We start from the raw sequence: 24258 nt of genomic DNA, 5'->3' as shown, positions 1-24258 counted from the left end.
GTCAAGCGCGGCAATGAGTCGGCGCTGTTTCGGCGGTGTCACCCGTGCAAGAACATTGCGGAGACGCTCCGCCGCTTCGCGGGCCTGAGCAACGCGAAGCTCTGGCACGATGTGGGGATGCCACGAGGAGCACGACGGATCGCGGTGCTGGGAGGGGGAGCGCTGCTCGTGCTGGGCGGGCTCGGCATCCTGCTCGCCGCACGGTTCAGCATCGGGACGAGCCGCTGGGTCTACGTCAGCGAGATGGGGGCACCAGACCTGCCCACCGCGGACGCGTTCCGCGTCGCACTGCTCCTGGTCGCGGCTGGCGGAACCCTCATCGCCCTTGGATCGTGGACGGTGCGCACACGACTTCTGCGGGCACTACGGCCGGCACTGACGATCCTGGTCGCCGCCGTCTGCTTCGCGCTCGCTTCGCAGGTGACCTGCACGGCAGGCTGCCCGCTCCCGGTCGGGCCGTCCTTCCGCTGGCAGGACCTCGTGCACACCTCGGCGGCGGTGCTGGGTTTCGCGGCGGCCTGCGTGGCGATGCTGCAGCTCGCGACCGCTCGCGAGCGGCCAGCGGTGGCGCGGCTCTCATTGGTGGCGGGAGTCCTCGTGGCCGTCGTCGCGGGAGCGGGCGCGATCCTCTCGCTGCTGCGGCTCTGGCTCGGGCTCGGCGGCACCCTGGAGTTCGTCGCGACGGCGATCGCCGTGCTGTGGCTCGCGTTCGTCGGGGTCGTGCTCGCAATAGAGGAGATCAGCGCGGCGCGAGCCACCGACGCACGTGATCGCGGATCCGCTCGTCGCGCAGCGCCAGGCCCTCGTCGCGGGCGGGGACCCGCTCGAGGTCCGCTTCGGGGAGAGCGCCGGCCCATGCCTCCGCCACCGACACCGGATGCACGGGATCGCGTTCGGCTGCGATGACCAGGGTGCGCGCGATGACTCCGCCGAGGTCGCTCGCGACGCGGTAGGCGGCGTTGCGCGGGATCTGGACGAGGCGGACGGCGCGCTCGCGGGCCTGCGGTGAGCGGAACTGCGCGGTGAGCGCCTCCGCAGACGCCGGTGACACCGCGGCGATCCGCGCGAACGGCGCGGAGGCGCGGAACAGCCGCTCGCCCGCCTTCGCGCCGTAATCGTGCAGCAGCTGGGCGATCACCGGGAAGACGGCGAGATTCTCGGGCAGCGCGTCGGCGGTGAAGGCGGGGCGCACGAAGACGGCGCGGTCGATCGGCAGTACCCGCCGAGCGGCGAGACGGAGGGCGATCGCGGCGCCCATCGAGATCCCGAGCACGGTGAGCGGCTTGTGCGCGGCCCCGGCGCGCACCACCTCCTCGGTGATCTCGTCGGCCAGCGCATCGAGCGAGAACTCGGCCGAGGAGCCGAGAAGCACCGAGGCGCCGTGCGCACGGACATCGGGGGCGATGATCTCGACCCCGGTCGGCAGCGCCGGTCGCAGCAGTCCGAGCGGCCCGGAGCGGTCGCCACCCAGGCCGTGCAGGAGCAGGACGGTCACCGGGCGCGCGTCCGCTCGTGCAGCTCGCTCATGAGGAGGCCGGCGAGGCGCACCAGGATGTGGATCTCGTCGTCGTCGCGGTCCACCCAGCGGCACTGCGGCTCCTCGTCGACCGGCACGAAGTCGCGGTGCTGCTCCCAGACCACGAGGGTGCGCTCGGCGCCGAGCACGTACTGCTGCCAGAACACCTGCCGCAGGTAGTGACGGGGAATGCTGCGCCACGCCTTTGTCGTGGTCTTGATCTCGCAGAGCTCGAGCCGGCCGTCCTCGCGGAGGCCGATGCCGTCCGGCGTGGCGAGATGACGACGTTCCTGGCTCGCGTGGAAGAGGGTGCTGCTCGGCTCGATGGCATGCTCGCGGCGCACCCAGGCGGCGATCTCGGGCTCGCGTGCGCGACCGTGATCCGTGAAGGCGTTGCCTCCGAAGCCCGTGCCGTAGAGCTTGTCGAGGGCGGCCTTGCCGATCGCGGCAGGGGAGGAGAGGCGGGCGACATCGGTCGCGGTGATGCCGCGCGATCGGGCCCGCAGCCAAGCGACGCGATCGGAGGAGTCGGCGACGACGCGTGTGAGGTGCGGCGGCCCGGCCTCCACGAAGACGGGCTGCGCCTCCCAGGGGAACGAGAGCTGCAAGTCGGGCACCGATTCATTCTCGGACGGTCGCGCCGGTGCGGCGAATCGGCGCGCCGGTGACGCCGGTCGCGAGACGGGAGCCGCGGACGGGAGAGCGGGTTCCAGCGGCCCCTCTCGCCCGCCCGGCGGCACCTCGCGGCGTGAAGGCCGGCGGGGCGACGACTCAGGAGAGGAGGAGCCGCGCCACCTGGGCGGGCGACAGGAGGTGGCGACGCACCATGAGCGCTGCGCCGCGCACGCCGCCTCCGCCGGAGGCCTGCACGATGTCGAGGGCGCGCGTGGCCAACGGGAGGGAGCGGCGGTAGACGATCTCGCGCACGCCCGCGAGGACCTCGTGGCTCGCCTCCGCGATGCTGCCGCCGACGACGATGACGGAGGGGTTCAGCAGGTTGACGCAGGTCGCGAGCACTTCGCCGAGGTCGCGGCCCGCCTCCCGTGTGAGGGCCACCGCGGCCGGGTCCCCTGCGGCGAGCAGGGCCACCACGTCGGAGGTGCAGGAGACGTCCCGGCCGGCTTCGGCGAGGCGCCGCGCCAGCGCGGAGCCGCTCGCGATCGCCTCGAGCTCGGTCTCGCCCCGGCCGCCGGGCACGTGGACGTGGCCGAGGTCGCCCGCGGCGCCGAGCGCGCCGCGCTGGAGCGCGCCTCCGCTGACGATGCCGGCGCCGATGCCGGTGGACACCTTCACGTACAGGAGGTCGTCGACTCCGGCGTAGTGGTCCGCGTGCTCACCGAGGGCCAGCAGGTTGACGTCGTTGTCGACGAGGACGGGAACGGGGAGGCGGGCGGACACGAACCCGGGGATGTCGAAGCGGTCCCAGCCGGGCATGATCGGAGGCTTCACCGGGCGGCCGGTGGCGTGCTCGACCGGCCCCGGAACGCCGACGCCGACTCCGCCGAGCGCCCCGGGCGCCTGCTCGAGCAGGGCCGTGGCGATGTCGAGGGCGCGGTTGAGCACGGAGTGCGGGCCGTCGGCGATGACGATGGTCTCCCGCTGCTCCGCAAGGACCCTGCCGTCGAGGTCGGTGAGGGCGACGGTGGCGTGAGCGGCGCCGAGATCGATCGCGAGCAGGCTGCGGGCACGGGGATCGAGCGCCAGACGGGCCGCAGGACGACCGCCGGAGGAGGGGGCGTCGTCGAGGCGCGTGACGAGCCCGGAGGCGACGAGCGCGTCGAGCTGGGTCGCGATGGTCGCTCGCGAGAGCTCGGTCTCCACCGCGAGCTCGGCGCGGGTCCGAGGCCTGCCGTCGGCGAGAAGCAGGAGCACCTCTTCGGCCGCGCTGACGGGGGAGCGGCGACCTGGCATGGCCGAAGTCAACCACAGCGCGGCTCCTTCCGCGTGTCAAAAGGCTCACTTATCGCGCTAGATGGCCAGGTTTTGCTTGTCGGCCAGCAGAAGCGCGCGTAGGGTGCCGAGCATCGTGTCCGACACCGATCAAGGAGCCCCACCGGTGGCCACAGCCTCAGCACTCTCCGTCCAGCTCTACTCGGTGCGCGAGCCCCTTGCCGCAGATCTGCCGGCGACCCTCGACCGCCTCGCCGCGATCGGCTTCACCGCCGTCGAGCTGTTCGGCCTCGGCGAGCTCGCCGAGGGCTACCGCAGCGCTCTGCCCGCGAGCGGTCTGAACGCCCCCAGCGCCCACGCCCGACTCCTCGGCGCGCACGACGGCGCCTCCGTCGAGGCACTCTTCGACCTCGCCGCCTCCCTCGGCGTACAGACCGTGATCGACCCCTACGTCGACCCCGCCCGCTGGACCACGGCCGACGATGTCGCACGCATCGCCGACGAGCTCGCCGCACTGGTCGACCCCGCCGCCTCCCGCGGGCTGACGCTCGGATACCACAACCACGAGTTCGAGTTCGAGAACCGCCTCGACGGACGCAGCGCATTCGAGCACTTCGCGGGCCTCCTCGACCGACGCCTGGTGCTCGAACTCGACACCTACTGGGCGGCGGTCGGCGGCGACGACCCCGCACAGGTCCTGGGCCGCCTCGGCGAGCAGGTCCGCCTCCTGCACATCAAGGACGGCCCCGTGTCGAAAGACACCTCGGAGCAGCTGCCCGCCGGAGATGGCGCGATGGACATCCCCGCGATCCTCCGCGCCGCGCCGCAGGCCCTGCCGGTGATCGAGTTCGACGCCTTCGCGGGCGACATCTTCGACGGCCTCGCCTCGGCCTTCGCCGCCGTCACCGACCTCCGCGCATGAACGGAACCGGACGTGTCGGCCTCGGCGTCATCGGCGCCGGCACCATCAGCACGCAGTACCTGACCAACCTCACCGAGTTCCCCGATCTCGAGGTGCTGTTCCTCGCCGACCTCGACCTCGACCGGGCACGGGAACAGGCGGAGGCGTTCGGTGTCGACGGCTCCGGCTCCGTCGAGGAACTGCTCGCCCGACCGGGGATCGAGATCGTCGTCAACCTCACGATCCCCGCCGTGCACGTCGAGATCGCCCGCCGCGCCGTCGAGGCGGGCAAACACGTGTGGACCGAGAAGCCCTTCTCGCTCGACCGCGACAGCGGCCTCGCTCTGCTCGCGCTCGCGCGGGAGCGCGGGCTGCGGGTCGCGACGGCTCCCGACACCTTCCTCGGGGCAGGACTGCAGACCGCCCAGCGCCTGATCGAGAGCGGCGCGATCGGCACCCCGCTCTCGGCGTTGGCGCTCTCTCAGGGTCCAGGCCCCGAGAGATGGCACCCGAACCCGGAGTTCTTCTTCTCGGCGGGAGGTGGTCCGCTGCTCGACATGGGCCCGTACTACCTCACGGCGCTCGTGCAGAACCTCGGCCCGGTCGAGAGCGTCACCGCGGTCTCGTCACAGGCCCGCGCCACCCGGGTCGTCGGCTCCGGGCCGCGCGAGGGCACGGAGTTCCCCGTGACGATCCCGACGCACGTCGGCGGGCTGATGCGCTTCGAGTCGGGTGCCTCCGCGCAGGGGGTGTGGAGCTTCGAGTCGAGTCTGGAACGGGTCGGCTTCGTCGAGATCAACGGCTCCGAGGGCACACTCGTCCTGCCCGACCCGAACATGCACGACGGCGAGCTCACCCTGCACCGTCGCGGGCGGGAGCCGGAGGTCGTCGCGGCGGTCGGCTCCAGCGCCTCCCGCGGCGTGGGAGTGCTCGAGCTTGCTCGGTCCATCCGTGCCGACCGACCGGAGGCCGCCTCCGGCGAGCTTGCGTATCACGTGACCGACGTGATGCTCTCGCTCCTCGAGGCCGCGGAGACGGGCGAGAGGGTGCCGGTGGCCAGCACGGTCGAGCCGCATCCGGCGCTTCCCGAGAGCTGGGACCCGTGTGAGGCGACGCTCGTCTGAGGCGCGAGGCGTCAGTCGGAGCTTCGGGCCGCGCGCTCCGACTTCAGGCGGGCCTGCTCGCGGCGCACCTCTGCGTAGCGGTTCTGCTCGACGCGCAGCCACTCGGGCACCTCGGCGAGCAGCTCCTGGATCTGAGCCGTTGTGAGCGCCTCGGTCACCCCTCCGCGAGCGAGACCCGAGATCGAGACGTTGAGTCGCGAGGCGATCACCGAGCGCGGGTGCGGCCCGTCTTCGCGCAGCTGCACGAGCCACGCCGGCGGGTTCGCGACCAGCTCGTCGTACTGCTCACGCGTGATCGCCGACTCCTGGAACTCCGCGGGAGTCGCGGGCAGGTAGACCTGCAGCTTCTTCGCCGCGGTCGCAGCCTTCATCGTCTGTGTCGCCTTGGCCATGCGGCAACCCTACCGGCGCGCCGCGCTGCCCCTACCCTGAGGGGATGAGCGACACTCCCCACCACGAGCCGGCCGACGACGAGGAGGCCGCCGTGACCGGGCCGGCGCTGACCGTCGCCCTGGTCGCCGGGGTGACCCCCACGAAGTGGACGAGGGTCTGGGGCGAGCGCCGCCCCGAGCTGCCTCTGCGCATCACCGTCGTCGACGAGGCCGAGCAGGAGGCAGTGCTGCGCGAGGGCCGCGCGCACCTGGCGTTCGTCCGTGGCGCCCTCGGCTCCGACGACCTCAGCTCGATCCACCTCTACGACGAGCAGCCGGTGGTCATCCTGGGCCGCGAGCACGCGCTCGCCGACTCCGAGGGGCTCGACGTCGCCGAGCTGGCCGGCGAGCACCTCCTGCAGGAGCCGAGCGAGGTGCCGGAGTGGGCCGAGGCCGCGGTCGAGGTGGCCGACGGCACGCGTCTCCCGCTGCCCCGCATGGCCGGTCTCGACGACGCCGTCGAGCAGGTGGCGGCCGGCGTCGGCGTGCTGATCGTCCCGCAATCGCTCGCGCGCGTGCACTCGCGCAAGGACGTGGTCGCCGTCCCCCTGTCGGGCGTGGCGCCGTGGCCCGTCCGTCTCGCGTGGGTGACGGAGGAGAAGACCGACGACACGGAGGACTTCATCGGCGTGGTGCGAGGCCGCAGCAGCAGTACGACCCGCGGCACGGCCGCCCCGCCCAAGGTCGAGTCGCGGGCCAAAGCCGCGAAGGCCAAGGCTCGCGAGGCGCGCGAGAAAGCCGAGAAGGCGGGCGGCGGCCGCAAGAGGCCGGCCCGCTCGCAGCCCTCGGCGCCGTCCGTCCGACGCACCCGCAAGCCGAGGGGGCGCTGATCTCCGGGCAGCCGTGGTCGCTGCGTGCCGCGACTCCCGACGACGCGGCGCCGCTCGCGGAGCTCCGGGCGGTCGCTCCGCGCGAGCGCGCTCTGGAGTGGGACGACATCGTGATCGCCTCCGCCGACTGACCGCGCGGGTCTGAGCTGCGCACCGTCCTCGCGCCGGTCTTCCCTACGAGCATGGCGTCCGGACCGTCGCGTTCCTCCGGGCGCACTCGGGCTGGCGGCCGCGCACGGCGGAGGCGGTTCCTCGACCGGCAGGGATGCCCGCTGGTCGAGGAGCCGCCTCCACCTCAGCTCCGTCGTCGGCGCATCACGCCGCCTCCCTGACCCGCCCGCCCTTGATGTGCAGCCGTCGCTGCGCCCGCCGCGCCACGGCGGAGTCGTGGGTGACGATCACCAGCGTCAGTCCGAGCTCCTGCCACAGCGTCTCGAGCAGCAGCATGATGTCGTCGCGCGTGTCCTCGTCGAGGGCGCCCGTGGGCTCATCGGCGAGCAGCACGCGCGGGTTCTTCACGAGGGCGCGCGCGATCGCGACGCGTTGCTGCTGGCCGCCCGACAGCTCCGCCGGCAGGTGGTCGAGGCGGTCGCCCAGTCCCACGGAGTCGAGGGCCGCGCGCGAGCGGTCGGCCCGTTCGCGGGCGGGCACATGCTGCGGGGCGAGGGCCGTCTCGACGTTCTCGAGCGCGGTCAGCGTCGGGATCAGGTTGAAGCTCTGGAACACGATCCCCACCTCCGTCGCCCGCACCGACGCGAGGGCCCTGTCTCCGGCGGAGGAGATCTCGCGGTCGCCGAGCACGACCGTTCCCGAGGTCGGGCGGTCGAGCGCTCCGAGCAGTTGGAGGAGGGTCGATTTACCGCCTCCCGTCGGGCCCTGGATCGCGACCATCTGGCCGTCGGGGATGGTGAGGGTGACGTGGTCGAGCGCCGTGACCGCGGTCTTCGCTCCGGTGTATCGCTTGCTGACGTCGGTGAGGGTGTACACGAGGGGTCCTTTCGAGGAGGGAGGGGTCAGGCGACGGAGCGGAGCGCGGCTGCGGGGCGGAGTCGAGCCGCGCGCCAGCCTCCGAAAGCGCCGGCGAGCAGGCCGCCCAGAACCGCTAGGCCGACCGCGAGCAGGATCACCGGAACCGTGATGGGGAGCGAGAGGGTCACGTCCGTCGCGGTCGTGGCGGCGCGCGCGGCGGCGCGACCCGGGCCGCCAAAGCCACCGGATCCTGCCGCGAGGGCGCCCGCTCGCGACGAGCCCGAGAGGGTCGGCGCAAGGATGTTCACGATCGCGATGCCGATCAGTCCGAGCACGATGCCGGCCACGCCTCCGAGGAGGCCTTGCACGACCGACTCACCCGCGACCTGGCGGACGATCGCGCCATCCGTCCAGCCGAGCGCCTTGAGGGTGCCGAGCTCGCGCGTGCGGCGGGTGACTCCCGAGACCGTGAAGAGGGTGGCAATGAGGAAGGCGGCGGCCAGCACGATCAGCGACAGCCAGGTGCCGAGGTTCGCGACGAGGTCGCTCGCCGTCGAGAGCGAGCCCGAGACGGTAGAGGCGAGTTGCGCCTGCGTCGAGACCGTCGCCGAGGGCAGCGCGGCCTGCAGCGCGGACTGGATCTGACCGATGTCGCTGGAGGACGCGGCCTGGACGTAGACGGCCGAGAGCTTGCCGGTCTGGCCCGAGAGGGTTTGCGCGACGTCGAGCGGGACGTAGGTGTCGGAGGCGGTGCTCGTGTCGGTGGAGTCGCTCGTCACGATCCCGATGACCGAGAAGTCGGTGCCTCCGATCGAGACGCTCGAGCCGACCGAGAGGCTCGCGGTGGTGGCGTAGGTGGAGTCGACCAGGACCACGTCCTTGCCCGCGTCGGCGGCGGTGAAGGTGCGGCCGACGGTGAGCGAGACGTCGGCGAGCGGACCGATCGCCGAGCCGGCGGGGTCGAGGCCGAGCACGGAGAAGGAGTCGACGCCGAAGGAGGAGCCGCCGGCGCCATCGGATCCGCCCGCGGACGGAGTGGGCGCGGCCTGACCGGCGCCCGTGCCGCTGCGGTTCCGCTCCGGCAGCTGGCCCGAGAACGTCGTGTCGTTGAGCGAGAGCACGCCGATGGCCGACTCGACGTTCGCAACGCCCTGGGCGGTGCCGAGTGCCGAGGCGTCGAAGGTGGTCGCGCCGCGGACGGGTTCGAGCCGCGTACGGCTCACCGAGGTGGTGCCTCCCTGCGTCGTGCCGTCTGAGGAGCCGAAGTCGAAGCGCTGGCGCGTGCCGCCGGCGGCGGGCGCGGTCGCGGGCTGCGTCACCGTGACGTCGGTGCCGACTCCGTAGACCGCCTGGAGCACCGAGGCCTGGGCGTTGCGGACGCCGGCGGCGAACGCGCTGACGAGGATGACGAGAGCGATGGCGAGAGCCATGCCGGCGGCGACGATCATCGTCTGCCGTCGGCGGTGGGTGAGCTCGCGCCGGAGGTACGTGGCGAACATGGCGTCCTTCGTTCGGTGGGCACCGAGCGGTGGGTGTCCGCTCGAACGCCCTGACCGTAGGAACCCGCGCTATGCGCGGTGTCGCGGACGGCTATGAGTCGCCGATGAGCGTGGCGCCGGCTGCTCCTTCCGCGCCGCCCTGCTGGCACGGACGTTCGAGGCTCGTGCCGGGCGGCACGATCAGCGCAGTCATCGATCGCCCATAGCGGAGTCATAGAAAACCTCTCGATACTGAGGGGCATGTCGACCCCCGCCCCCTCGAAGCACCTCGCCTCAGCGCAGCGCGCCCGGCTCAAGCGCGCCGATGGATCCCCCATCCGCGTCCTCGTCGTCGACGACGAGAGCACCCTGACCGACCTCCTCCAGATGGCGCTGCGCTACGAGGGCTGGGAGGTGCGCACGGCTGCCGAGGGGCGCGCCGCGATCTCGCTCACGCGGGAGTTTCGGCCCGACGTCATCGTCCTCGACGTGATGCTCCCCGACATCGACGGTCTCCAGGTGCTCCAGAGGGTCCGCGCCGACGGCAGCGAGACGCCGGTGCTCTTCCTCACAGCGAAAGATTCCCTCGACGACCGCATCGCAGGCCTCACCGCGGGAGGCGACGACTACGTCACCAAGCCGTTCTCGCTCGAGGAGCTCGTCGCCCGGATGCGCGGCCTCATCCGCCGCTCGACCCTGCTCGCGAACGACCTCGACGACCCGGAGGTGATCGTGGGCGACCTCGTGCTCAACGAGGACAGCCACGAGGTGCGCCGGGGTGACTCCGACATCGAGCTGACGGCGACCGAGTTCGAGCTGCTGCGGTTCTTGATGCGCAACCCGCGGCGCGTCCTCAGCAAGGCGCAGATCCTCGACCGGGTCTGGTCGTACGACTTCGGCGGCAAGTCGAGCGTCGTCGAGATCTACATCTCGTACCTGCGCAAGAAGATCGACGCCGGACGCTCGCCGATGATCCATACCGTGCGCGGCGCGGGCTACATGCTGAAGCCCGCCGACTAGTGGCCTCGCGCCCGCGCCCCACGCTCGGCGACTTCGCGACGCGCTCGGCGCTGCGGCGCTCGCGTCGGGGGCGCCGTGCGCCGTGGACGCTCCGCCGTCGGATGGTCGTCGCCGTGGTCGCCCTCGTCGCGGTGACCGCCGGCATCGTCGGGGCGGTCAGCGTGTTCTCGCTCCAGAGGATCCTCTACGACAGCACCGATGCGCGGCTCGACGCGTCGCTCTCGCGTCTCCAGAACTTCGACGGCCCCAGCCGCTTCGCGGGCCCCAGCGGCCTCGAGCGGGCGACCACGTGCTCCTCCGGATCCTTTGGCAACGGGCCGAATCAGGACCTCAGCACCATCACCGCGGTGCGCACGGACGACGGCAGTTTCGTCGGCGCCTACATCGACGCCGACGGCACCTGTCGCCAGTTCGCGGAAGACCCCGACTCGGTCCTCGCTGCGGCAGTCTCGGCCGAGGGACGAGCAGTCAGCATCGTCCTGCCGGGAGCGCTGGGCGACTACCGCGCCCAGGCGAGCATCATCGACGGCTCCGTAGTCATCGTCGGAGTGCCTCTGGGCATGGTCAACGCGACGATCGGCTCCCTGGCGTGGATCGTCGTCGCCGTCGTCCTGCTCGCGATGCTGCTCGTCGCGTTGATCGCCACCGCGATCATCCGCGTGGCCTTGCGCCCCCTCGAACGCGTCGAGGCGACCGCGACCCGCGTCGCCGAGCTTCCCCTCGAGCGCGGCAAGGTCGAGCTGGTCGAGCGCGTCGCCGAAGGGGATGCCGACACGCGTACCGAAGTCGGCAGGGTGGGCGACGCCTTCAACCGCATGCTCGACCACGTCACCGGTGCACTGGAGGCGCGTCAGGCCAGCGAGAACAAAGTGCGGCAGTTCGTCGCCGACGCCTCCCATGAGCTGCGCACCCCGCTGGCCGCCATCCGCGGATACGCCGAGTTGCCCCGCCACGGCGAGATCGAGCTCCCGGAGGCCGCCGCGTACTCCCTCGACCGGATCGAGTCGGCCGCCACTCGCATGACCTCGCTCGTCGAGGACCTCCTCCTCCTTGCCCGCCTCGACGAAGGCCGAGACCTCGAGAAGGAGCCCGTCGACCTCACGCTGCTGCTGATCGAGGCCGTCTCGGACGCCCATGTCGCCGGGCCCGACCACGAGTGGGACCTCGAGCTCCCGGAGGAGCCGATCGAGGTCCGCGGCGACGGCTTCCGACTGCACCAGGTGGTCGCGAATCTCCTGCGCAACGCGACCGTCCACACGCCCGCCGGCACGGCCGTCGTCGCGGCGCTCGCGGAGGAGCGCGACGCCTCCGGGGCGCCGATCGCCGTGATCACGGTCACCGACTCGGGGCCGGGCATCGCGCCGGAGCTCGTGCCGGTGCTGTTCGAGCGTTTCGCGCGCGGCGACTCCTCGCGCACGCGCGCCACGGGATCGACGGGCCTCGGACTCGCGATCGTCGCGGCGGTCGTCGACGCCCACGGCGGGCGCGTGCTCGTCGAGTCGGCTCCGGGGCGGACGAGCTTCCGCGTCGAGCTGCCGGCCCACTAGTCGGGGTCGGATGCGCGGGCACTAGCGCGCTAGGCCGTCACCCCGAGCCGACGTCGTGCGTCGTCGAGGGTCCGCACCACGTGCACCACCTCGTCGAGCGGGTGGAGGGGCGACTCGGTGCGCCCCTCCGCGACGTACTGGGCGAGGTGTAGCGCCTCCCACGCGAGCCCCTCGCCGCCCTGCAGCGCCGACCCGTCGTTCCAGGAGGCGCTCTCCGAGCCGCGTGTGAGCGTGACTCCGCTCGGTGTCCAGAACGACGGATGCACATCGATCCGCCCCTCGCTCCCGGCGACGCTCGCCGCATGCCGCGTGTCGGCCAGCACCGTCGAGGTGGCGACCGACTGGACGCCGCTCGCATGGCTGCCGACGATCGTCGCCGTCGCGTCGACACCGGTCGAGGCGAGACTGCCGGCCACCACCGTGCTCTGCGGCGTCCCCGCCACCATCGAGACGAACGAGGAGGCGTACACGCCCACGTCGAGCAGGCCGCCTCCCGCGAGGGCCGGGTCGAAGATACGGCTGCTCGGGTCGAACGCGAAGGCGGCTCCGAAGTCGGCCGACACGAGGACGGGCGTGCCGACGGCCCCGTCGGCGAGCAGTTGGCGGACCACGTCCATGTGCGGCAGGTAGCGCATCCACATCGCCTCCATCGCGAAGACCCCGGCGTCGCGCGCGGCGTGCACGATCATCTCGGCCTCGCCCGGAGTCGGCGCGAACGGCTTCTCGACGAGGACGTGCTTTCCCGCGGCGATGGCGAGCAGTGCGTGGCGCGCGTGCTCCGAATGCGGCGAGGCGATGTAGACGACGTCGACTTCCGGGTCGTCGACGACGGCCTCGTAGCCGGCCGAGGCGCGGTCTATCCCGAAGCGGCCGGCGAATCGCTGTGCCCTCTCGAGCGAGCGCGAGCCGACCGCGACCACCCTTTGCCGCGTGTGCTTCTGGAGCGCGTCGACGAAGGAGCCCGCGATCGAGCCGGGCGCGAGGACCCCCCAGCGCATCACGGGGGAGTCGAGGAGGGAAGGGAGCCGCGGCTCCGGGAGCGTCACTGCCATGCCCCCACGCTACGGCCCGCCTCCCCCCTGCCCGCCCCCGCCCTCCCCCCTCCGCGAGATGCCACTTATGCGCGCGACACGCCGACGGACGTGCGCATAAGTGGCATCTCGCGGAGGTCGGCGCCGGTGCGGAACGTGTCGGTGACGGGAATCAGCGCGACACGTCGCGGAAACACGGACGGCCTATCTTCCTGAGAGGGTTCACATCATCGTCGACGTCTCGATCGTGGACCGCGCCCACCCGTCCCGACACGCCTCGACAAGGGAAGAACCGCGCTTGAGATCTCGAACCGTCCTCGTCTCGGGAGGCGCAGCGCTCGCGCTCGCCGCCGGCGGACTGCTGGTCACGCCGCCCGCGACCGCCACGACCTCCGCCGACTACAGCCGCGTGGACCTCGTGCGCCCCGCCTCCGCGCCCCTCACGCTGCCGAGCAGCTACCCGCTGCAGGTGCCGCTCACGGAGGTGCCGGTCGACCCGAGCGACGCCTCTCTCGTGCGCGGAGTCACGCCTTATGACGCCATTGCGCCGCAGCTCAACGCGCTCACGGAACGCTCGGACCGCGTCTCGACGCAGGTGGTCGGGAAGTCCGGTCTCGGTCGCGACATCTACCTGGTCACCGTCACCGCTCCCGAGACCGCCGCCGAGACGGCCCAGCAGGCCGAGTGGCGGGATCGGCTCAAGCATGAGCCCGCGGCTGCCGCCGTCGACACGGAGCTGCGGGAGGGTTACAAGCTCCCTCTCTGGTTCAACGGCAACATCCACGGCAACGAGTGGGAGGGAAGCGACGCGATCCTCGACTACATCGAGCGTCTCGCCGCCGCCGAGGATCCCGAGACAGCGGCTCTGCTCGAGGGCAACCGCCTCTACTTCACCGTCACCAACAACCCCGATGGGCGGGCTCTCGGCCAGCGCGCCGTGGCCGCCGGCTACGACCCGAACCGCGACATGATCACCGGGGCGACCAACGAGGCCGCCGTGATCCGCGACCTGTCGAGCCTGCTCCAGCCGATCTCCTTCATCGACCTCCACGGGTACACCGGCATCCTCCAGGTCGAGCCGTGCGGGCCGCCGCACGGGGAGAACTACGAGTACGACCTCTTCCTCCCGCACGCCTACGCGACCGCGCTCGAGGTCGAGCGCCGCGTGGTCGAGGCCGAGGTGCCCGGCAACACCTACCTCGCCGCGGACGGCAGCGCGACGACCGAGAACACAGGCAAGATCCTGATCCCCTACCGCGACATCCGCGCCGGCTGGGACGACTGGCCGCCCATCTTCGCGCCGCAGTACGTCGCGTTCCAGGGCGCGATCACGAACACGGTGGAGCTGCCCCTCGGCCGGACCGATGACGTCGCGCAGGGCCAGGCGAACGCCGACATCGACATCGAGGTCGCCGGGATCGTCATGGACGCGTCCGTCGACTACGTCGCCACCCACCGCGACGCGCTGCTGGGCAACCAGGCGGCGATCTTCGAGCGTGGCGTCACCGGTGCGCCTGCCGTCGAGATCCCCGCCGACGTGACCCCGGCCGATCTTCCTGAGGGCATGCCGAGCGAGTGGACCGAGATCTGGGACGAGACCGACGTCTCCGCGACGGAGTATCCGCGCGCCTACGTCATCCCCGTCGACGACCGTCAGCGCTCCGTCTCGGACGCCGAGACCCTCGTCGCCCAGCTCCTGGCACACGGCGTCGAGGTGTCGCGCACGACCTCGGCGACCACCCTCGCAGGCACGAGCTACCCTGCAGGCACGTATCTGGTCGACATGCATCAGCCGGTGCGGGGGCTCGCCAACGTGCTCCTCGCCGACGGCAGTGACATCTCGAGCCGGGTTCCCGAGATGTACGACGTCTCGGCCTGGAGTCTCTCGCTCCTCTGGGGTGCCGATGTCGCGGCGATCGGATCCACGACGGACGAGCTGCCGCCGATCGGCCTTGAGCCGGTGACCGCGGTCGCTCCGACGGGTTCGGTCCCCGCGGGGGAATACCTCGCCTTCGAGCCTCGCGGCGTCTTGGAGTACCAGGCGGTCACGGCGCTCCTCGCCGACGGAGTCGCCCTCGAGCAGTTCGAGGACGGCACCATCGCCCTCCATGCCGATGCGGTCGGGCGGCGCGCGGCCGAGCAGGCCGCCGCCGTCTTCGGAGTCGACTTCACCGCGACAACGGCCGACCGGGTGCGCGCCGAGGATGGCACGGCCCTCGATGCCCTCCGTATCGCCTTCTCCGGCACGCACGAGGACCGCGATGCTCTGGCCAAGCTGGGCTTCACCGACACCGTCGCGATCTCCGCCGACTCCCTCGTCTCGGGGGCCGTCTCGCTGGAGGGCGTCGATGTTCTCTTCGTCGGAAGTCCGCTCTGGTTCAGTCCTGAGCAGTCCGCGGGGCGCGCCGCCGTGGAGGCGTTCCTCGCGAGGGGCGGCGACGTGGTCGGCCGCGGAGAGGCGGGGGCCGCGTTCGTGTCCGACTTCGGTCTCGCGGGCCTTGCCCTGCGGGGCGGCACGTGGGGCTCCAACGGCATCGTCTCGGTCGAGACTCCGGCCGAGGGTGTGCTCGGCGACTATCCGCAGGACACCGCCTTCGTCTCGCCGGCGTTCTGGTTCTCGGACCTCGACAGCTCCGTCGTCGTCGAGCAGAGATATGCCGTGGACCGCACCTTGCTCGCTGGGCACTGGGTCGACTCCGAGGGCGGGTCCAGGGGGGATGCGGCCGGGCAGCCCTCGGCCGTCTCGTTCTCGACGGCGTCGGGCACTGAGGGGTTCCTCTTCGGCACGTCACCGGTCTTTCGCAACCACCCTGTCGGTGCGTTCAGCGACCTCGCTCGGGCGCTGCTCGCGGTGGCGCCGGAGGGCGCGGCCGTCACGCTCCCGACGACTCCGGAGCCGACCCCGACCCCGACGGCGACGCCGGAGCCGACCCCGAGTCCGGAGCCGACTCCGACGCCGGACCCCACGGCCGCCCCCGGGCCGTCACCGGAGCCCACCGTCGACCCCGGCCCCACCACGAGCCCCGAGCCGACCGCCGTTCCGATCGCGGGGCCCGCGGACTCTGGCGGCCTCGCCTCGACGGGCACGGAGCCCGCCCCGTGGCTGCTCTTCTCGGGAGCCGCCGTCGCCCTGGGCCTCATCTCCCTCCTCCTCGCTCGCCGCCCCCGCCGCCAGCCGCGCTGACCCGCCGCGAGATGCCACTTGTGCGCACGACACGCCGGTAAAGCCGCGCACAAGTGGCATCTCGCGGCGGTGCTCACCGCGCGTCCGGCACGGCAGAATGGTGCGCGATGACTGCCACACCTCCTCCGCTCGGCCTTCTCCTCGACGTCGACGGGCCCATCGCGAGCCCGATCACCCGTACCATCGCGATCCCCGAGATCGCGGACGACCTCGTCGCGCTCGCGAACGCCGGGATCCCAATCGTGTTCAACACGGGGCGTTCCGACGCTTTCCTGCGCGAGCGCGTGTTGCCGGCACTGCTCGAGCGCGGTGTCTCGGCGGAGGCGCGCATCGTGTGCGTCTGCGAGAAGGGCGCGGTCTGGTTCACCGTCGACTACCGCGGCACCTCCGAGCCGATCGTCGACCGGTCGCTGGCGATTCCGCCCGCCGTCGCGGACGATCTCGAGCGGATGATCCGCCAGGACTACGACGACCTCGTCTTCTTCGACGAGACCAAGCGCGCGATGGTCTCGGCCGAGCAACTCGTCGACCTCGACAGCGAGGACTACCTCGAGCGCCAGCTCGTCTTCGACGCCGACGCCCTGCAGATCATGACGGCGGCAGGCCTCGGAGTCGAGCGCCGCGGCATCCGCTACCCGAACGATCGGGGGGCGGTCGACTACCGCATCGACCCCACGGTCATCTCCACCGACATCGAGTCGAACCGGCTCGGCAAGGACCTCGGCGCCCAGCGCGCCGTCGAGCTGCTCGGCGCGACCGGCGCCATCCCGCAGCGCTGGCGGACGGTCGGCGACTCCCGGAGCGACTACGCCATGGCCGACTGGCTGTTCGAGCACGCCTACGACGTCGCCCACGTCGACGTCCGCCCGGCCGAGGGCGTGCCCGAGAAGCCTTACCCCGTGATCGTCGTCGACGATCTCGTGAACGATGCGGCAGGTGCAGCGGTCCTGCGTCGCTGGACGCGGCTCGTGGCCGACGAGACGACTCCCGAGGTCGGCGGCGGCATCTCGCTCCACGCTCGGGGCTGATCCGCCAGCCCTCGCCCCGACCGCTCGCGGCCCGTTAGCGTTCGAGCATGAGAATCGCAGTCACCGGAGGATCCGGCAAGCTCGGCCGTAGTGTCGTCACCCGTCTTCGCGCCTCCGGGCACCAGGTCGTCACTCTCGATCGCGCCGGCGAGCGCGGCCTCGGCTTCGTCCGCATCGACATCACCGACTATGGCCAGGTGGTCGACGCGCTCCAGGCGGTCGGCGACCAGCACGACGGAGTCGACGCGCTCGTCCACTTGGCCGCCATCCCCGCGCCGGGCCTGGTCCCCGACATCGCCACTTTCCACAACAACATGATCGCGACGTTCAACGCGTTCCACGGAGCGATCCGCGCGGGCATCCGCACCATCGTCTACGCCTCCAGCGAGACCGTCTTGGGGCTGCCCTTCGACGTGCCGCCCCCCTACATTCCCGTCGACGAGAAGTACCCCGCGCGCCCCGAGACCGTCTACTCGCTGACCAAGCACCTCGAGGAGCACATGGCGATCGAGCTGTGCCGCTGGCATCCGGATCTCGCGATCACCGGGCTGCGCTTCTCGAACGTGATGGACGAGGAGGATTACGCGGAGTTCCCGTCGTTCGACTCCGACGCGATGCTGCGCAAGTGGAACCTGTGGGCCTACATCGACGGTCGCGATGGGGCGCAGGCGGTCGAGAAGGCGTTGCTGCGCAAGGAGACCGGCTTCGACCGTTTCATCATCGCGGCGGCCGACACGGTGATGTCGCGGCCCAACGCCGAACTGGTCGAGGAGGTGTTCCCGGGAGTCGAGGTGCGCGGCGATCTCGGAGTGAACGACACCCTGCTCTCGATCGACCACGCCCGCGAGGTGCTCGGCTTCGCACCGGAACACTCGTGGCGCGACTCCCGCCGCGCCTGACCGGTTGCCGCATACACGTTCGGCCCGCAGAATCTATGGACTCTGCGGGCCGAACGCCGCCGAGAGGCCTCTCGGCCGATCAGCGGGGGATGTAGTTGAAGGTGTCGGGGTCCGGTCCGGTGCGGTGTCCGCGGTCGAGGGCCGCGATGTCGGTCATCGCCTCGTCGTCGAGCTCGAAGTCGAAGAGCGCGAAGTTCTCTTCGACCCGCGCACGGGTCACCGACTTCGGGAACACGATGTCGCCCCGCTGGAGGTGCCAGCGGAGCACGACCTGGGCCGGGGTGCGCTCGACGTTGCGGGCGATGCGCACGATCGTCTCGTCGTCGAGGACGAGCCCCTGCGCGATCGGCGACCACGCCTCCGTCGCGATGCCGTGCTCGATGCCGTACGCGCGCAGCTCCTCCTGGACGAGGTACGGGTGCACCTCGATCTGGTTGACCGCGGGCACGATGGTCGCCTCCGCGCGGAGGCGGTTGAGGTGGTTCGTCTGGAAGTTGGAGACGCCGATCGCCTTCGCCTTGCCGCTGCGGTAGATCTCCTCCATGGCCTTCCACGTCTCGACGTAGTCGCCCACCTTCGGCAGCGGCCAGTGGATGAGGAAGAGGTCGACGTAGTCGAACTTCAGCTCGGCGAGGGTCGAGTCGATCGCTGCGAGCGCGTCCTCGCGGGCGTGGAAGCCGTTGTTGAGCTTGCTCGTGACGAACACGTCGGAGCGGTCGAGCCCGGAGGCGCGCACTGCCTCTCCGACGCCTGCCTCGTTGCCGTACATCTCGGCCGTGTCGATGTGGCGGTAGCCGACCTCGAGGGCCGCGAGGGTGGCGTCCTTGGTCTCGGCGGGGTCGATCTGGAACACGCCGAAGCCCAGCTGCGGGATCTCCACGCCGTTGTTCAGGGTGATCGTGGGGACCGTTCCGGTCTCGTTGCTCATGACGGAGTCACGTCCTTTCGTCGGGGGCGACGGGCGCGGCGGAGCCGCGGCGTCGTGTCTTCAGTCCACCGCCGACCGCTCCCCGCATCAACCCCTTGTGCGCTCGGCGAACGCCCAGCGTCCGCCGATTTGCGTGTGTCTGGAAACGACGAAGTCCCCCCGGCGCGGAGGCCGGAGGGACTTCAGGGCGCGGATTACGCGCGGGACTTGCGGCCCGTGACCGCGCCGTAGATCAGCAGCACCACGATGGCGCCGACGACCGAGACGATGATGCTCACGATGTTGATGCCGGTGACCGCGTCGCGGATGCCGAAGAGCGAGCTGAGGAACCCGCCGAGCAGCGCGCCGACGATGCCGAGGACGATGGTGATGATCCAGCCACCGCCCTGACGACCCGGGAGGATGAGCTTGGCGAGCGCTCCCGCGATCAGGCCGAGGATGATCCAGCTGATGATGCCCATGATGTTTCTCCTTCTTGTGGTGCTCGACCGGCCGTTCCGATGCGAGCGACGACGCCGATGATGCTGGCGTCTCTCAAAGCGGTTTTCCGTCCCGATGCGGTGGTCAGCGGAGGGAGCGCTGCACCTTGTCGCGGGCCTTGCTCGCGATGGCGGTGAGCTGCTTGGCCTCGCGCTTCGAGGTCTTCTTGAGCTTCTTGCGTGTCTTCTTCGTGGCAGGGTCGTTCCACACACCGAGTGCCAGGTGACGCAGCTCTTCGTACCGAGCGCGCCCGGCACGTGCGCCGAAGACGTACGCGGCGAAGGCGACGAGTGCCAGCAGGACGAGGCGGGGATTCATGCGGTGACCCTTCCATCGGAGAGCACACGGCTGTGCTCGTCACCCATTTGACTCTCCTGCGCACTTCATGACAAACCGCGGCCTGACCATTGACAGCGACCCCCTTCGTCGTGTCCGCGGGCGCGCCTCTCGGGTCCGTCGCGCGCAGCGATCCGCCTCCAAGGGCTCAGGCTGAAGCCGTGACCTCGTCGCCGGCGAAGCGCTCGTGCAGGTAGCGCCCGTATCCGCCGGACACCCGATTGTCACGTCGACCAGAGGTGACCACTTCGCCGCGGTCGCTCGCGCCCACTCGCGCGCCCGTCGTGCGCAGGCGCTCGACGAGCCGGACGTCCTCGTGCAGAGTCTCCGTGCCGAAGCCGCCGGCGGCGAGGTAGGCGCTCGCGCGTACTCCGAGGTTCGCCCCGTGGATGCTGCCGACCGCCTCTTCGCGCTCCCGGGTCTCGCGCCAGCGGCCGTACGCCTCCGGAGCGAGATCGGCAGGGTCGGGGCGCACCGTGCCCAGCAGGGCGTCGTGGCGGCGCGCGTGCTCGATGTGCGCGAGCAGCCAGTCGGAGGGGACTACCGAGTCGGCGTCGGTGTTCGCGATCCAGAGGCGCTCGTGCGGGACGAGGGCGGAGGCGAGGACGTGCGCGATCCCCGCCGCGCGGGCTGCTCCGACACCGCGGCGATCGAGCTCGAGCACCTCGGCTCCCCTCGAGCGGGCCACCGCTGCGGTGGCGTCGGAGCAGCCGTCGGCGACCACCAGGATCCGCACGCACACGGAGGGCGCACCGGAGCGCAGGTGTCGCGCGCTCGCGGCCACGGAGGCGACGAGCGCCCCGACCCGCTCGTGCTCGTCGTGCGCGGGCACGACGACCACGACCTCCTCGATACCGTGCCTCACACCAGCCCCGCCCGCCTCGCCACCGAGTCGCCGTCGCGCGCGTAGACCTCGAGCAGCAGGTCCTCCTCCTCATGCCGCACGACGCGCGGGAGGCCGAGCCTGGCGACGGCCTGCTGCACCGCGTCCCCGTCAAGTTCGAGCCCCATGATCGGGTGCCGCCAGTGCACGGTCACCAGCTCCCCGTCGACCGCGAGCCGGTCGCGGAGGCCGACCAGCGTCGACTCGAGCGCCTCGCGTCCCAGGTAGTAGCCGACCTCCGAGAGCACGATCAGGTCGAACGGGCCCTCCGGGACGCCGGTCGTGACATCGTGCCGGCGGACCTGGACGTGGGGGAGGTGAGCGAGTCGCCGGGCGGCGCGCTCGACGGCCGCCTCCGCGACGTCGATGGCGAGCAGACGGTCGACCCGCCCCGCGAGCGCCTCCGCCAGCACGCCGATCGACGCTCCCACCTCGAGCGCGGAGGCATAGCGCCGCTCACGCAGGCACGCGAGGGTCAGGGCCCGCTTGCGCTCCTCATACCAGCGGCTGGTGTAGCCCCACGGGTCCTCGTGCCGGGCGTACAGCTCGTCGAACGAGCTCATGTCCACCCCCGCACCCGGACGAGTCGGTCGTCGCCCGCGAAAGTGCGGACGAACAGGGGGTGCAGCACGGGAGCCGACCCGTCCGGCCCGGGCTCCGTCTGGCTCCGGTAGCAGGCACGCGCCCGCCGTGTCCGCGCGAGTGCCTCCTCGTCGAGCGCGACCCGAGCGAGCGCGCTCCACGGCACCTCGTCGTCGTCGGGGTCGGCCCAGTGCCACAGCCAGATCGGTGCGGCGAGCAGCGGATGGGCGTACTCGGCAGCGATCGTGGCGCAGACCTCGCCGACCACGCGGTGGTCGCGGTGCCCGTCGCTGGTCCAGGTCGAGAGCAGGAGGACGGTGCCCGGCGCTCCCGCTGCGCGCCGGCGCACGTGCGCCGCGATGCGGTCGCGGTGCTCCGGGGTCGTCGAGTCCGGCACCTCGAGGAACTCCAGGCCGATGCCGGCACCGAGCTGCAGCAGTGCGGCGGCGGCCTCGTCGCGTCGGGTGGAGGCGAGGGTCGTGTCGGGAGCGCCGTGCGCGGCGGCTCCGTCGGTCACGATCACCACGTCGACGGCGAGCCCTCTTCTCCGAGCGAGCGCGAGGGTGCCGCCGCAGCCCAGCGTCTCGTCGTCGGCGTGCGCGACGACCACGAGCAGTCGCTCGACCGGCTCGGGCAGCTCGAGGCGGGGGAGGCGGTCGCGGCGGCCGTCCTCGCGCCATCGCTCGACGGGCGTGCCCTCGAGGCGTCCGTCGAAGGGACGACTCACCACAGCTCCGTCTCTCCCGAGGCGAGCAAGGCCCGCCCGAGCGCCGCGTCGTCGCGCTCGGCGTGGTGCTGGCGCACGTACAGGGTGAGATCGGCGACGCGGGCGGCGTGCTCGGCGTCGAGGGCGAGGGGGCTTGGTCCGAGGGCGCGTCCGGCGCGCACCAGAATCTCCTCGACGGCCCACGCGACGCTCGCCCGGACGCGCTGCGCGAGGAGCGAGCCACGGGCGCCCTGGGCCTCTCCCGCGTCGATGGCGGTCGCCGCCTCCGCCAGCGCTCGCCGCGATGCTGCGACGGCCGTGTCGATCGCGCCGAGGTGCGCGAGGAGGTGGGGCTCGTCGCGCCGTGCCGCCGCCGACGCGACCGTAGCGGCGACCCCGAGCGCGCCACCGAGCCAACAGGCGGCGACGCCGATGCCGCCCCACGCGAATCCCGGACGCGAGAGGTACCACCCGGTCTCGCCGACGGGCGCGGCGGAGGCGCCGCCGAAGCGGACGGGCCCGCTGGGCACCTCGACCAGCCCCCGTGCATGCCAGGCGCCGGCCTCGGGCGCCACCGTCGCCTCCCGCAGCGGCACGGCGAAGAGCCTGCGCTCGCCGGAGGCGTCGCCCAGGTGGGCGGTGACCAGGGCCGCGTCGAGGCGGTCGGCCAACGAGCACCACGGCTTCACGCCGTCGAGGGTCCACGCGCCATCACGCTCGCGGGCGACGAGTGGCTCGTCGCCGCCCTCCGCGGCGAAGACACCCCACGACGCGTCGGCGGCGATCCCGAGCTCAGGGGAATGCACCCCCGCTTCCCCCAGGATCGCGAGCGCATCGAGGTGCGGCTCGAGGGCGCGGGCGGCGCCCAGGTCTCGGCGCGCCACTCGCAGGAGGAGTCCGTGCAGTTCCGCGGTGCGGCCGGTTCCGGGACGCGGTGCGGCGGCCCCGAGGGCGCGCGCGAACGTGAGGGCGTCGTCGACATCGGTGGGGAGCGAGGCGGAGGTGAGCGGATCCATCGCGTTCGACGCTACGCAGTCCTCCTCACAGGTGTCGGCTGATTGTCCCGGCGCTGCGAGGGTGCTAGGCCTGCCGTCGACGGCGCGGGTCTCGTCGAGCGGAGGCGGTCCGGGCCTGCCGCTCAGATGTCGAGTGCGTTGATCCGGTGCAGCAGGACGGCCAAGCGCTCGACGTCAGCGGGATCCCACGCCCGCAATTCCTCGTGCATGATCGCCTGGTTGGAGCTGCGGATCTCGCTCAGCCGCTCGGCCGTCGCGGGCGTCAGCGAGAGGATCGTCGCGCGCCCGTCCTGAGGGTCAGGCCTTCGGACGAGGAAGCCGAGCCTGTCGAGCGCCGTGAGCTGCCTGCTCAACGCCGACTTGTCCATCTCGAGCAGCTCGGCCAGCGCGCCCGCGTGCATCGGGCCGTAGCGCTCGAGCGTCGAGAGCGTCCGGTAGCCCAGAGCGCCGAGCTCGGGATGCAGCCGCTCGGCGTACGAGCGCATCGCGGCGCGCACGCGGTGCAAGAAGGTGCCGAACTCGCCCTCGACCGAGGCGATGGCGGAGTCGACTCGGCTCCTGTCGGGCTGCGGAGACGGAGCGGTCATGCGACCAGCATCCCCCGTCGGGACCCGCGGTGCGTGGAGCGGCACGTCGCTGCCGGGGAGCGGACCGTCCGATCGGTCCTCTCTGCCTCCGGAGGTCACGAGCGGCCGTCCCCGACTTGCGCCCACGCCTTCCGCGTCGTACTCTGTCTGGAGCCAAAGACCGCCGGTTTCCGGTGTGCGTGCGAGCAGGGCCCCGGCCCCGCGAGGACTGCACCGGACGAAGGATTCGCGAAGCGAATTGCCCGCGCAGGTGCACGAGTCACGAATCGCAATCATTGCGTCTCCCCAGCTCCGCGCCCCTGCGTCGGAGCTTTTTTCTTTGCCTGCCTTCGGGCTACCGGCACGAGAATTCACAGGAGTAGCCATGGCGAACAAGGAAGCCTCGGTTGCCGAACTCACGGAGAAGTTCCAGAGCTCGACGGCCGTTCTGCTGACCGAGTACCGCGGTCTCACCGTTGCTCAGCTCAAGACGCTGCGCAAGGACATCAGTGAGCACGCAACCTACGCCGTGGTGAAGAACACGCTGACCAAGATCGCGGCGAACAACGCCGGTATCTCGTCCTTCGACGACGAGCTCGCTGGCCCTTCGGCCATCGCGTTCGTGCACGGCGACCCTGTCGCCGTCGCGAAGTCGCTGCGTGCCTTCGCCAAGGCAAACCCTCTCCTCGTGGTCAAGGGCGGTTACTTCGACGGTAACCCGCTGACCGCAGAAGAGGTAGGCAAGCTCGCCGACCTCGAGTCCCGCGAAGTTCTGCTCGGCAAGCTTGCCGGCGCCTTCAAGGCCTCGCTGTTCGGTGCCGCATATCTGTTCAACGCACCGCTGTCCAAGGCCGTTCGCACGGTCGAGGCGCTGCGTGAAAAGCAGGAGTCCGCGAGCTGACGTCTTCCCTAG

General features: G+C 71.6%; 24 protein-coding genes and 1 pseudogene. 10 read left to right on the top strand and 15 right to left on the bottom strand.

Features of this window, described 5'->3' with window-relative positions:
* Nucleotides 1-117: 117 nt before the first annotated feature.
* A pseudogene (locus ITJ45_RS10655) lies at nucleotides 118-708 on the top strand (DUF998 domain-containing protein); the annotation flags it as partial.
* Between the two features lie 31 nt (nucleotides 709-739).
* On the opposite strand, the gene ITJ45_RS14070 reads toward ITJ45_RS10655, so the two are convergent.
* The 3 genes from ITJ45_RS14070 to ITJ45_RS10645 form a co-directional block, all read right to left on the bottom strand.
* Nucleotides 740-1495, bottom strand: a complete 756-nt coding sequence (locus tag ITJ45_RS14070) for an alpha/beta fold hydrolase (protein WP_323742989.1) — start codon at nucleotides 1493-1495, stop codon at nucleotides 740-742.
* Entirely contained in the window at nucleotides 1492-2085 is a 594-nt protein-coding gene (locus tag ITJ45_RS10650) for a YqaJ viral recombinase family protein (RefSeq protein WP_194609840.1), read from the bottom strand. Before ITJ45_RS10650 ends, ITJ45_RS14070 begins: the two co-directional genes overlap by 4 nt.
* 202 nt (nucleotides 2086-2287) lie before the next feature.
* Nucleotides 2288-3427 (bottom strand): ROK family transcriptional regulator, encoded by a 1140-nt coding sequence (locus ITJ45_RS10645; RefSeq protein ID WP_194609714.1) that lies wholly within the window; start codon nucleotides 3425-3427, stop codon nucleotides 2288-2290.
* Between the two features lie 145 nt (nucleotides 3428-3572).
* On the opposite strand from ITJ45_RS10645, the gene ITJ45_RS10640 reads away from it, so the two are divergent.
* Together ITJ45_RS10640 and ITJ45_RS10635 are read left to right on the top strand one after the other, a co-directional pair.
* Nucleotides 3573-4328, top strand: coding sequence for a sugar phosphate isomerase/epimerase (locus ITJ45_RS10640; protein ID WP_323742988.1), 756 nt, complete (start codon nucleotides 3573-3575; stop codon nucleotides 4326-4328).
* Nucleotides 4325-5431 (top strand): Gfo/Idh/MocA family protein, encoded by a 1107-nt coding sequence (locus ITJ45_RS10635; RefSeq protein WP_194609710.1) that lies wholly within the window; start codon nucleotides 4325-4327, stop codon nucleotides 5429-5431. The genes ITJ45_RS10640 and ITJ45_RS10635 overlap by 4 nt, the downstream gene beginning before the upstream one ends.
* 11 nt (nucleotides 5432-5442) lie before the next feature.
* On the opposite strand, the gene ITJ45_RS10630 is transcribed toward ITJ45_RS10635, so the two are convergent.
* Nucleotides 5443-5823: a DUF5997 family protein gene (locus ITJ45_RS10630; RefSeq protein WP_194609708.1), complete on the bottom strand. Its 381-nt coding sequence runs from the start codon at nucleotides 5821-5823 to the stop codon at nucleotides 5443-5445.
* A gap of 44 nt (nucleotides 5824-5867) precedes the next feature.
* Between ITJ45_RS10630 and ITJ45_RS10625 the strand changes: the two genes are divergently transcribed.
* Nucleotides 5868-6692, top strand: a complete 825-nt coding sequence (locus ITJ45_RS10625) for a LysR family transcriptional regulator substrate-binding protein (protein WP_194609706.1) — start codon at nucleotides 5868-5870, stop codon at nucleotides 6690-6692.
* Between the two features lie 315 nt (nucleotides 6693-7007).
* Here the strand turns inward: ITJ45_RS10625 and ITJ45_RS10620 are convergent, their stop codons facing one another.
* Both ITJ45_RS10620 and ITJ45_RS10615 read right to left on the bottom strand, forming a co-directional pair.
* Nucleotides 7008-7679 (bottom strand): ABC transporter ATP-binding protein, encoded by a 672-nt coding sequence (locus tag ITJ45_RS10620; protein WP_194609704.1) that lies wholly within the window; start codon nucleotides 7677-7679, stop codon nucleotides 7008-7010.
* 26 nt (nucleotides 7680-7705) lie between these two features.
* On the bottom strand, nucleotides 7706-9160 hold the full coding sequence (locus tag ITJ45_RS10615) for an ABC transporter permease (protein ID WP_194609702.1): 1455 nt from the start codon (nucleotides 9158-9160) through the stop codon (nucleotides 7706-7708).
* 240 nt (nucleotides 9161-9400) lie between these two features.
* Between ITJ45_RS10615 and ITJ45_RS10610 the strand changes: the two genes are divergently transcribed.
* Together ITJ45_RS10610 and ITJ45_RS14335 are read left to right on the top strand one after the other, a co-directional pair.
* Entirely contained in the window at nucleotides 9401-10159 is a 759-nt protein-coding gene (locus tag ITJ45_RS10610; protein ID WP_194609700.1) for a response regulator transcription factor, read from the top strand.
* Nucleotides 10159-11706, top strand: coding sequence for a sensor histidine kinase (locus ITJ45_RS14335; protein WP_323742987.1), 1548 nt, complete (start codon nucleotides 10159-10161; stop codon nucleotides 11704-11706). The genes ITJ45_RS10610 and ITJ45_RS14335 overlap by 1 nt, the downstream gene beginning before the upstream one ends.
* Before the next feature lie 29 nt (nucleotides 11707-11735).
* Here ITJ45_RS14335 and ITJ45_RS10600 read toward each other — a convergent pair whose 3' ends face one another.
* Nucleotides 11736-12758 carry a Gfo/Idh/MocA family protein gene (locus tag ITJ45_RS10600; RefSeq protein WP_194609698.1) on the bottom strand — a complete coding sequence of 341 codons (1023 nt, stop codon included), beginning with the start codon at nucleotides 12756-12758 and terminating at the stop codon, nucleotides 11736-11738.
* Between the two features lie 277 nt (nucleotides 12759-13035).
* On the opposite strand from ITJ45_RS10600, the gene ITJ45_RS10595 reads away from it, so the two are divergent.
* The 3 genes from ITJ45_RS10595 to ITJ45_RS10585 all read left to right on the top strand — a co-directional run bounded on the left by ITJ45_RS10595 (nucleotide 13036) and on the right by ITJ45_RS10585 (nucleotide 17848).
* Complete coding sequence (locus tag ITJ45_RS10595; RefSeq protein WP_194609697.1) at nucleotides 13036-15921, top strand: M14 family zinc carboxypeptidase; 2886 nt, start codon at nucleotides 13036-13038, stop codon at nucleotides 15919-15921.
* Nucleotides 15922-16028: 107 nt separating this feature from the next.
* On the top strand, nucleotides 16029-16949 hold the full coding sequence (locus ITJ45_RS10590) for a hypothetical protein (protein WP_194609695.1): 921 nt from the start codon (nucleotides 16029-16031) through the stop codon (nucleotides 16947-16949).
* A 47-nt stretch (nucleotides 16950-16996) separates the two neighbouring features.
* A complete protein-coding gene (locus ITJ45_RS10585) occupies nucleotides 16997-17848 on the top strand; it encodes an NAD-dependent epimerase/dehydratase family protein (RefSeq protein WP_194609693.1) in 852 nt (283 codons plus the stop codon).
* Between the two features lie 79 nt (nucleotides 17849-17927).
* On the opposite strand, the gene ITJ45_RS10580 is transcribed toward ITJ45_RS10585, so the two are convergent.
* From ITJ45_RS10580 to ITJ45_RS10545, 8 genes are all read right to left on the bottom strand, one after another.
* The gene (locus ITJ45_RS10580) at nucleotides 17928-18776 is read right to left on the bottom strand and encodes an aldo/keto reductase (RefSeq protein ID WP_194609691.1); all 849 of its coding nucleotides are present in this window, start codon (nucleotides 18774-18776) and stop codon (nucleotides 17928-17930) included.
* Between the two features lie 194 nt (nucleotides 18777-18970).
* A complete protein-coding gene (locus ITJ45_RS10575) occupies nucleotides 18971-19237 on the bottom strand; it encodes a GlsB/YeaQ/YmgE family stress response membrane protein (protein ID WP_194609689.1) in 267 nt (88 codons plus the stop codon).
* A gap of 103 nt (nucleotides 19238-19340) precedes the next feature.
* Nucleotides 19341-19574, bottom strand: coding sequence for a hypothetical protein (locus ITJ45_RS10570; protein ID WP_194609687.1), 234 nt, complete (start codon nucleotides 19572-19574; stop codon nucleotides 19341-19343).
* Between the two features lie 166 nt (nucleotides 19575-19740).
* On the bottom strand, nucleotides 19741-20457 hold the full coding sequence (locus tag ITJ45_RS10565; RefSeq protein WP_194609685.1) for a glycosyltransferase: 717 nt from the start codon (nucleotides 20455-20457) through the stop codon (nucleotides 19741-19743).
* Nucleotides 20454-21038: an SAM-dependent methyltransferase gene (locus tag ITJ45_RS10560; RefSeq protein ID WP_194609683.1), complete on the bottom strand. Its 585-nt coding sequence runs from the start codon at nucleotides 21036-21038 to the stop codon at nucleotides 20454-20456. Before ITJ45_RS10560 ends, ITJ45_RS10565 begins: the two co-directional genes overlap by 4 nt.
* Nucleotides 21035-21784, bottom strand: coding sequence for a PIG-L deacetylase family protein (locus ITJ45_RS10555; protein WP_194609681.1), 750 nt, complete (start codon nucleotides 21782-21784; stop codon nucleotides 21035-21037). Before ITJ45_RS10555 ends, ITJ45_RS10560 begins: the two co-directional genes overlap by 4 nt.
* The gene (locus tag ITJ45_RS10550; protein ID WP_194609679.1) at nucleotides 21781-22779 is read right to left on the bottom strand and encodes an acyl-CoA dehydrogenase family protein; all 999 of its coding nucleotides are present in this window, start codon (nucleotides 22777-22779) and stop codon (nucleotides 21781-21783) included. The genes ITJ45_RS10555 and ITJ45_RS10550 overlap by 4 nt, the downstream gene beginning before the upstream one ends.
* A gap of 122 nt (nucleotides 22780-22901) precedes the next feature.
* Nucleotides 22902-23366, bottom strand: a complete 465-nt coding sequence (locus ITJ45_RS10545; protein WP_194609677.1) for a MarR family winged helix-turn-helix transcriptional regulator — start codon at nucleotides 23364-23366, stop codon at nucleotides 22902-22904.
* A 364-nt stretch (nucleotides 23367-23730) separates the two neighbouring features.
* Here ITJ45_RS10545 and rplJ point away from each other — a divergent pair, with 364 nt between their 5' ends.
* Nucleotides 23731-24246, top strand: a complete 516-nt coding sequence (gene rplJ, locus ITJ45_RS10540; protein ID WP_055791018.1) for a 50S ribosomal protein L10 — start codon at nucleotides 23731-23733, stop codon at nucleotides 24244-24246.
* Nucleotides 24247-24258: the final 12 nt, after the last annotated feature.

Origin of the sequence: Rathayibacter sp. VKM Ac-2879, from assembly GCF_015351245.1 — a bacterium.
Classification (GTDB): Bacteria; Actinomycetota; Actinomycetes; order Actinomycetales; family Microbacteriaceae; genus Rathayibacter.
The sequence above is the reverse complement of the archived record's forward strand: the minus strand, read 5'-3'. Positions and strand labels throughout refer to the sequence as shown.

Excerpts from the sequence above, each read along its gene's own strand:
- ITJ45_RS10645 (WP_194609714.1), bottom strand. The coding sequence starts at position 3,427 with ATGCCAGGTCGCCGCTCCCCCGTCAGCGCGGCCGAAGAGGTGCTCCTG.
- ITJ45_RS10635 (WP_194609710.1), top strand. The coding sequence starts at position 4,325 with ATGAACGGAACCGGACGTGTCGGCCTCGGCGTCATCGGCGCCGGCACC.
- ITJ45_RS10630 (WP_194609708.1), bottom strand. The coding sequence starts at position 5,823 with ATGGCCAAGGCGACACAGACGATGAAGGCTGCGACCGCGGCGAAGAAG.
- ITJ45_RS10625 (WP_194609706.1), top strand. The coding sequence starts at position 5,868 with ATGAGCGACACTCCCCACCACGAGCCGGCCGACGACGAGGAGGCCGCC.
- ITJ45_RS10615 (WP_194609702.1), bottom strand. The coding sequence starts at position 9,160 with ATGTTCGCCACGTACCTCCGGCGCGAGCTCACCCACCGCCGACGGCAG.
- ITJ45_RS10610 (WP_194609700.1), top strand. The coding sequence starts at position 9,401 with ATGTCGACCCCCGCCCCCTCGAAGCACCTCGCCTCAGCGCAGCGCGCC.
- ITJ45_RS10600 (WP_194609698.1), bottom strand. The coding sequence starts at position 12,758 with ATGGCAGTGACGCTCCCGGAGCCGCGGCTCCCTTCCCTCCTCGACTCC.
- ITJ45_RS10590 (WP_194609695.1), top strand. The coding sequence starts at position 16,029 with ATGACTGCCACACCTCCTCCGCTCGGCCTTCTCCTCGACGTCGACGGG.
- ITJ45_RS10585 (WP_194609693.1), top strand. The coding sequence starts at position 16,997 with ATGAGAATCGCAGTCACCGGAGGATCCGGCAAGCTCGGCCGTAGTGTC.
- ITJ45_RS10580 (WP_194609691.1), bottom strand. The coding sequence starts at position 18,776 with ATGAGCAACGAGACCGGAACGGTCCCCACGATCACCCTGAACAACGGC.
- ITJ45_RS10575 (WP_194609689.1), bottom strand. The coding sequence starts at position 19,237 with ATGGGCATCATCAGCTGGATCATCCTCGGCCTGATCGCGGGAGCGCTC.
- ITJ45_RS10570 (WP_194609687.1), bottom strand. The coding sequence starts at position 19,574 with ATGAATCCCCGCCTCGTCCTGCTGGCACTCGTCGCCTTCGCCGCGTAC.
- ITJ45_RS10560 (WP_194609683.1), bottom strand. The coding sequence starts at position 21,038 with ATGAGCTCGTTCGACGAGCTGTACGCCCGGCACGAGGACCCGTGGGGC.
- ITJ45_RS10550 (WP_194609679.1), bottom strand. The coding sequence starts at position 22,779 with ATGGATCCGCTCACCTCCGCCTCGCTCCCCACCGATGTCGACGACGCC.
- ITJ45_RS10545 (WP_194609677.1), bottom strand. The coding sequence starts at position 23,366 with ATGACCGCTCCGTCTCCGCAGCCCGACAGGAGCCGAGTCGACTCCGCC.
- rplJ (WP_055791018.1), top strand. The coding sequence starts at position 23,731 with ATGGCGAACAAGGAAGCCTCGGTTGCCGAACTCACGGAGAAGTTCCAG.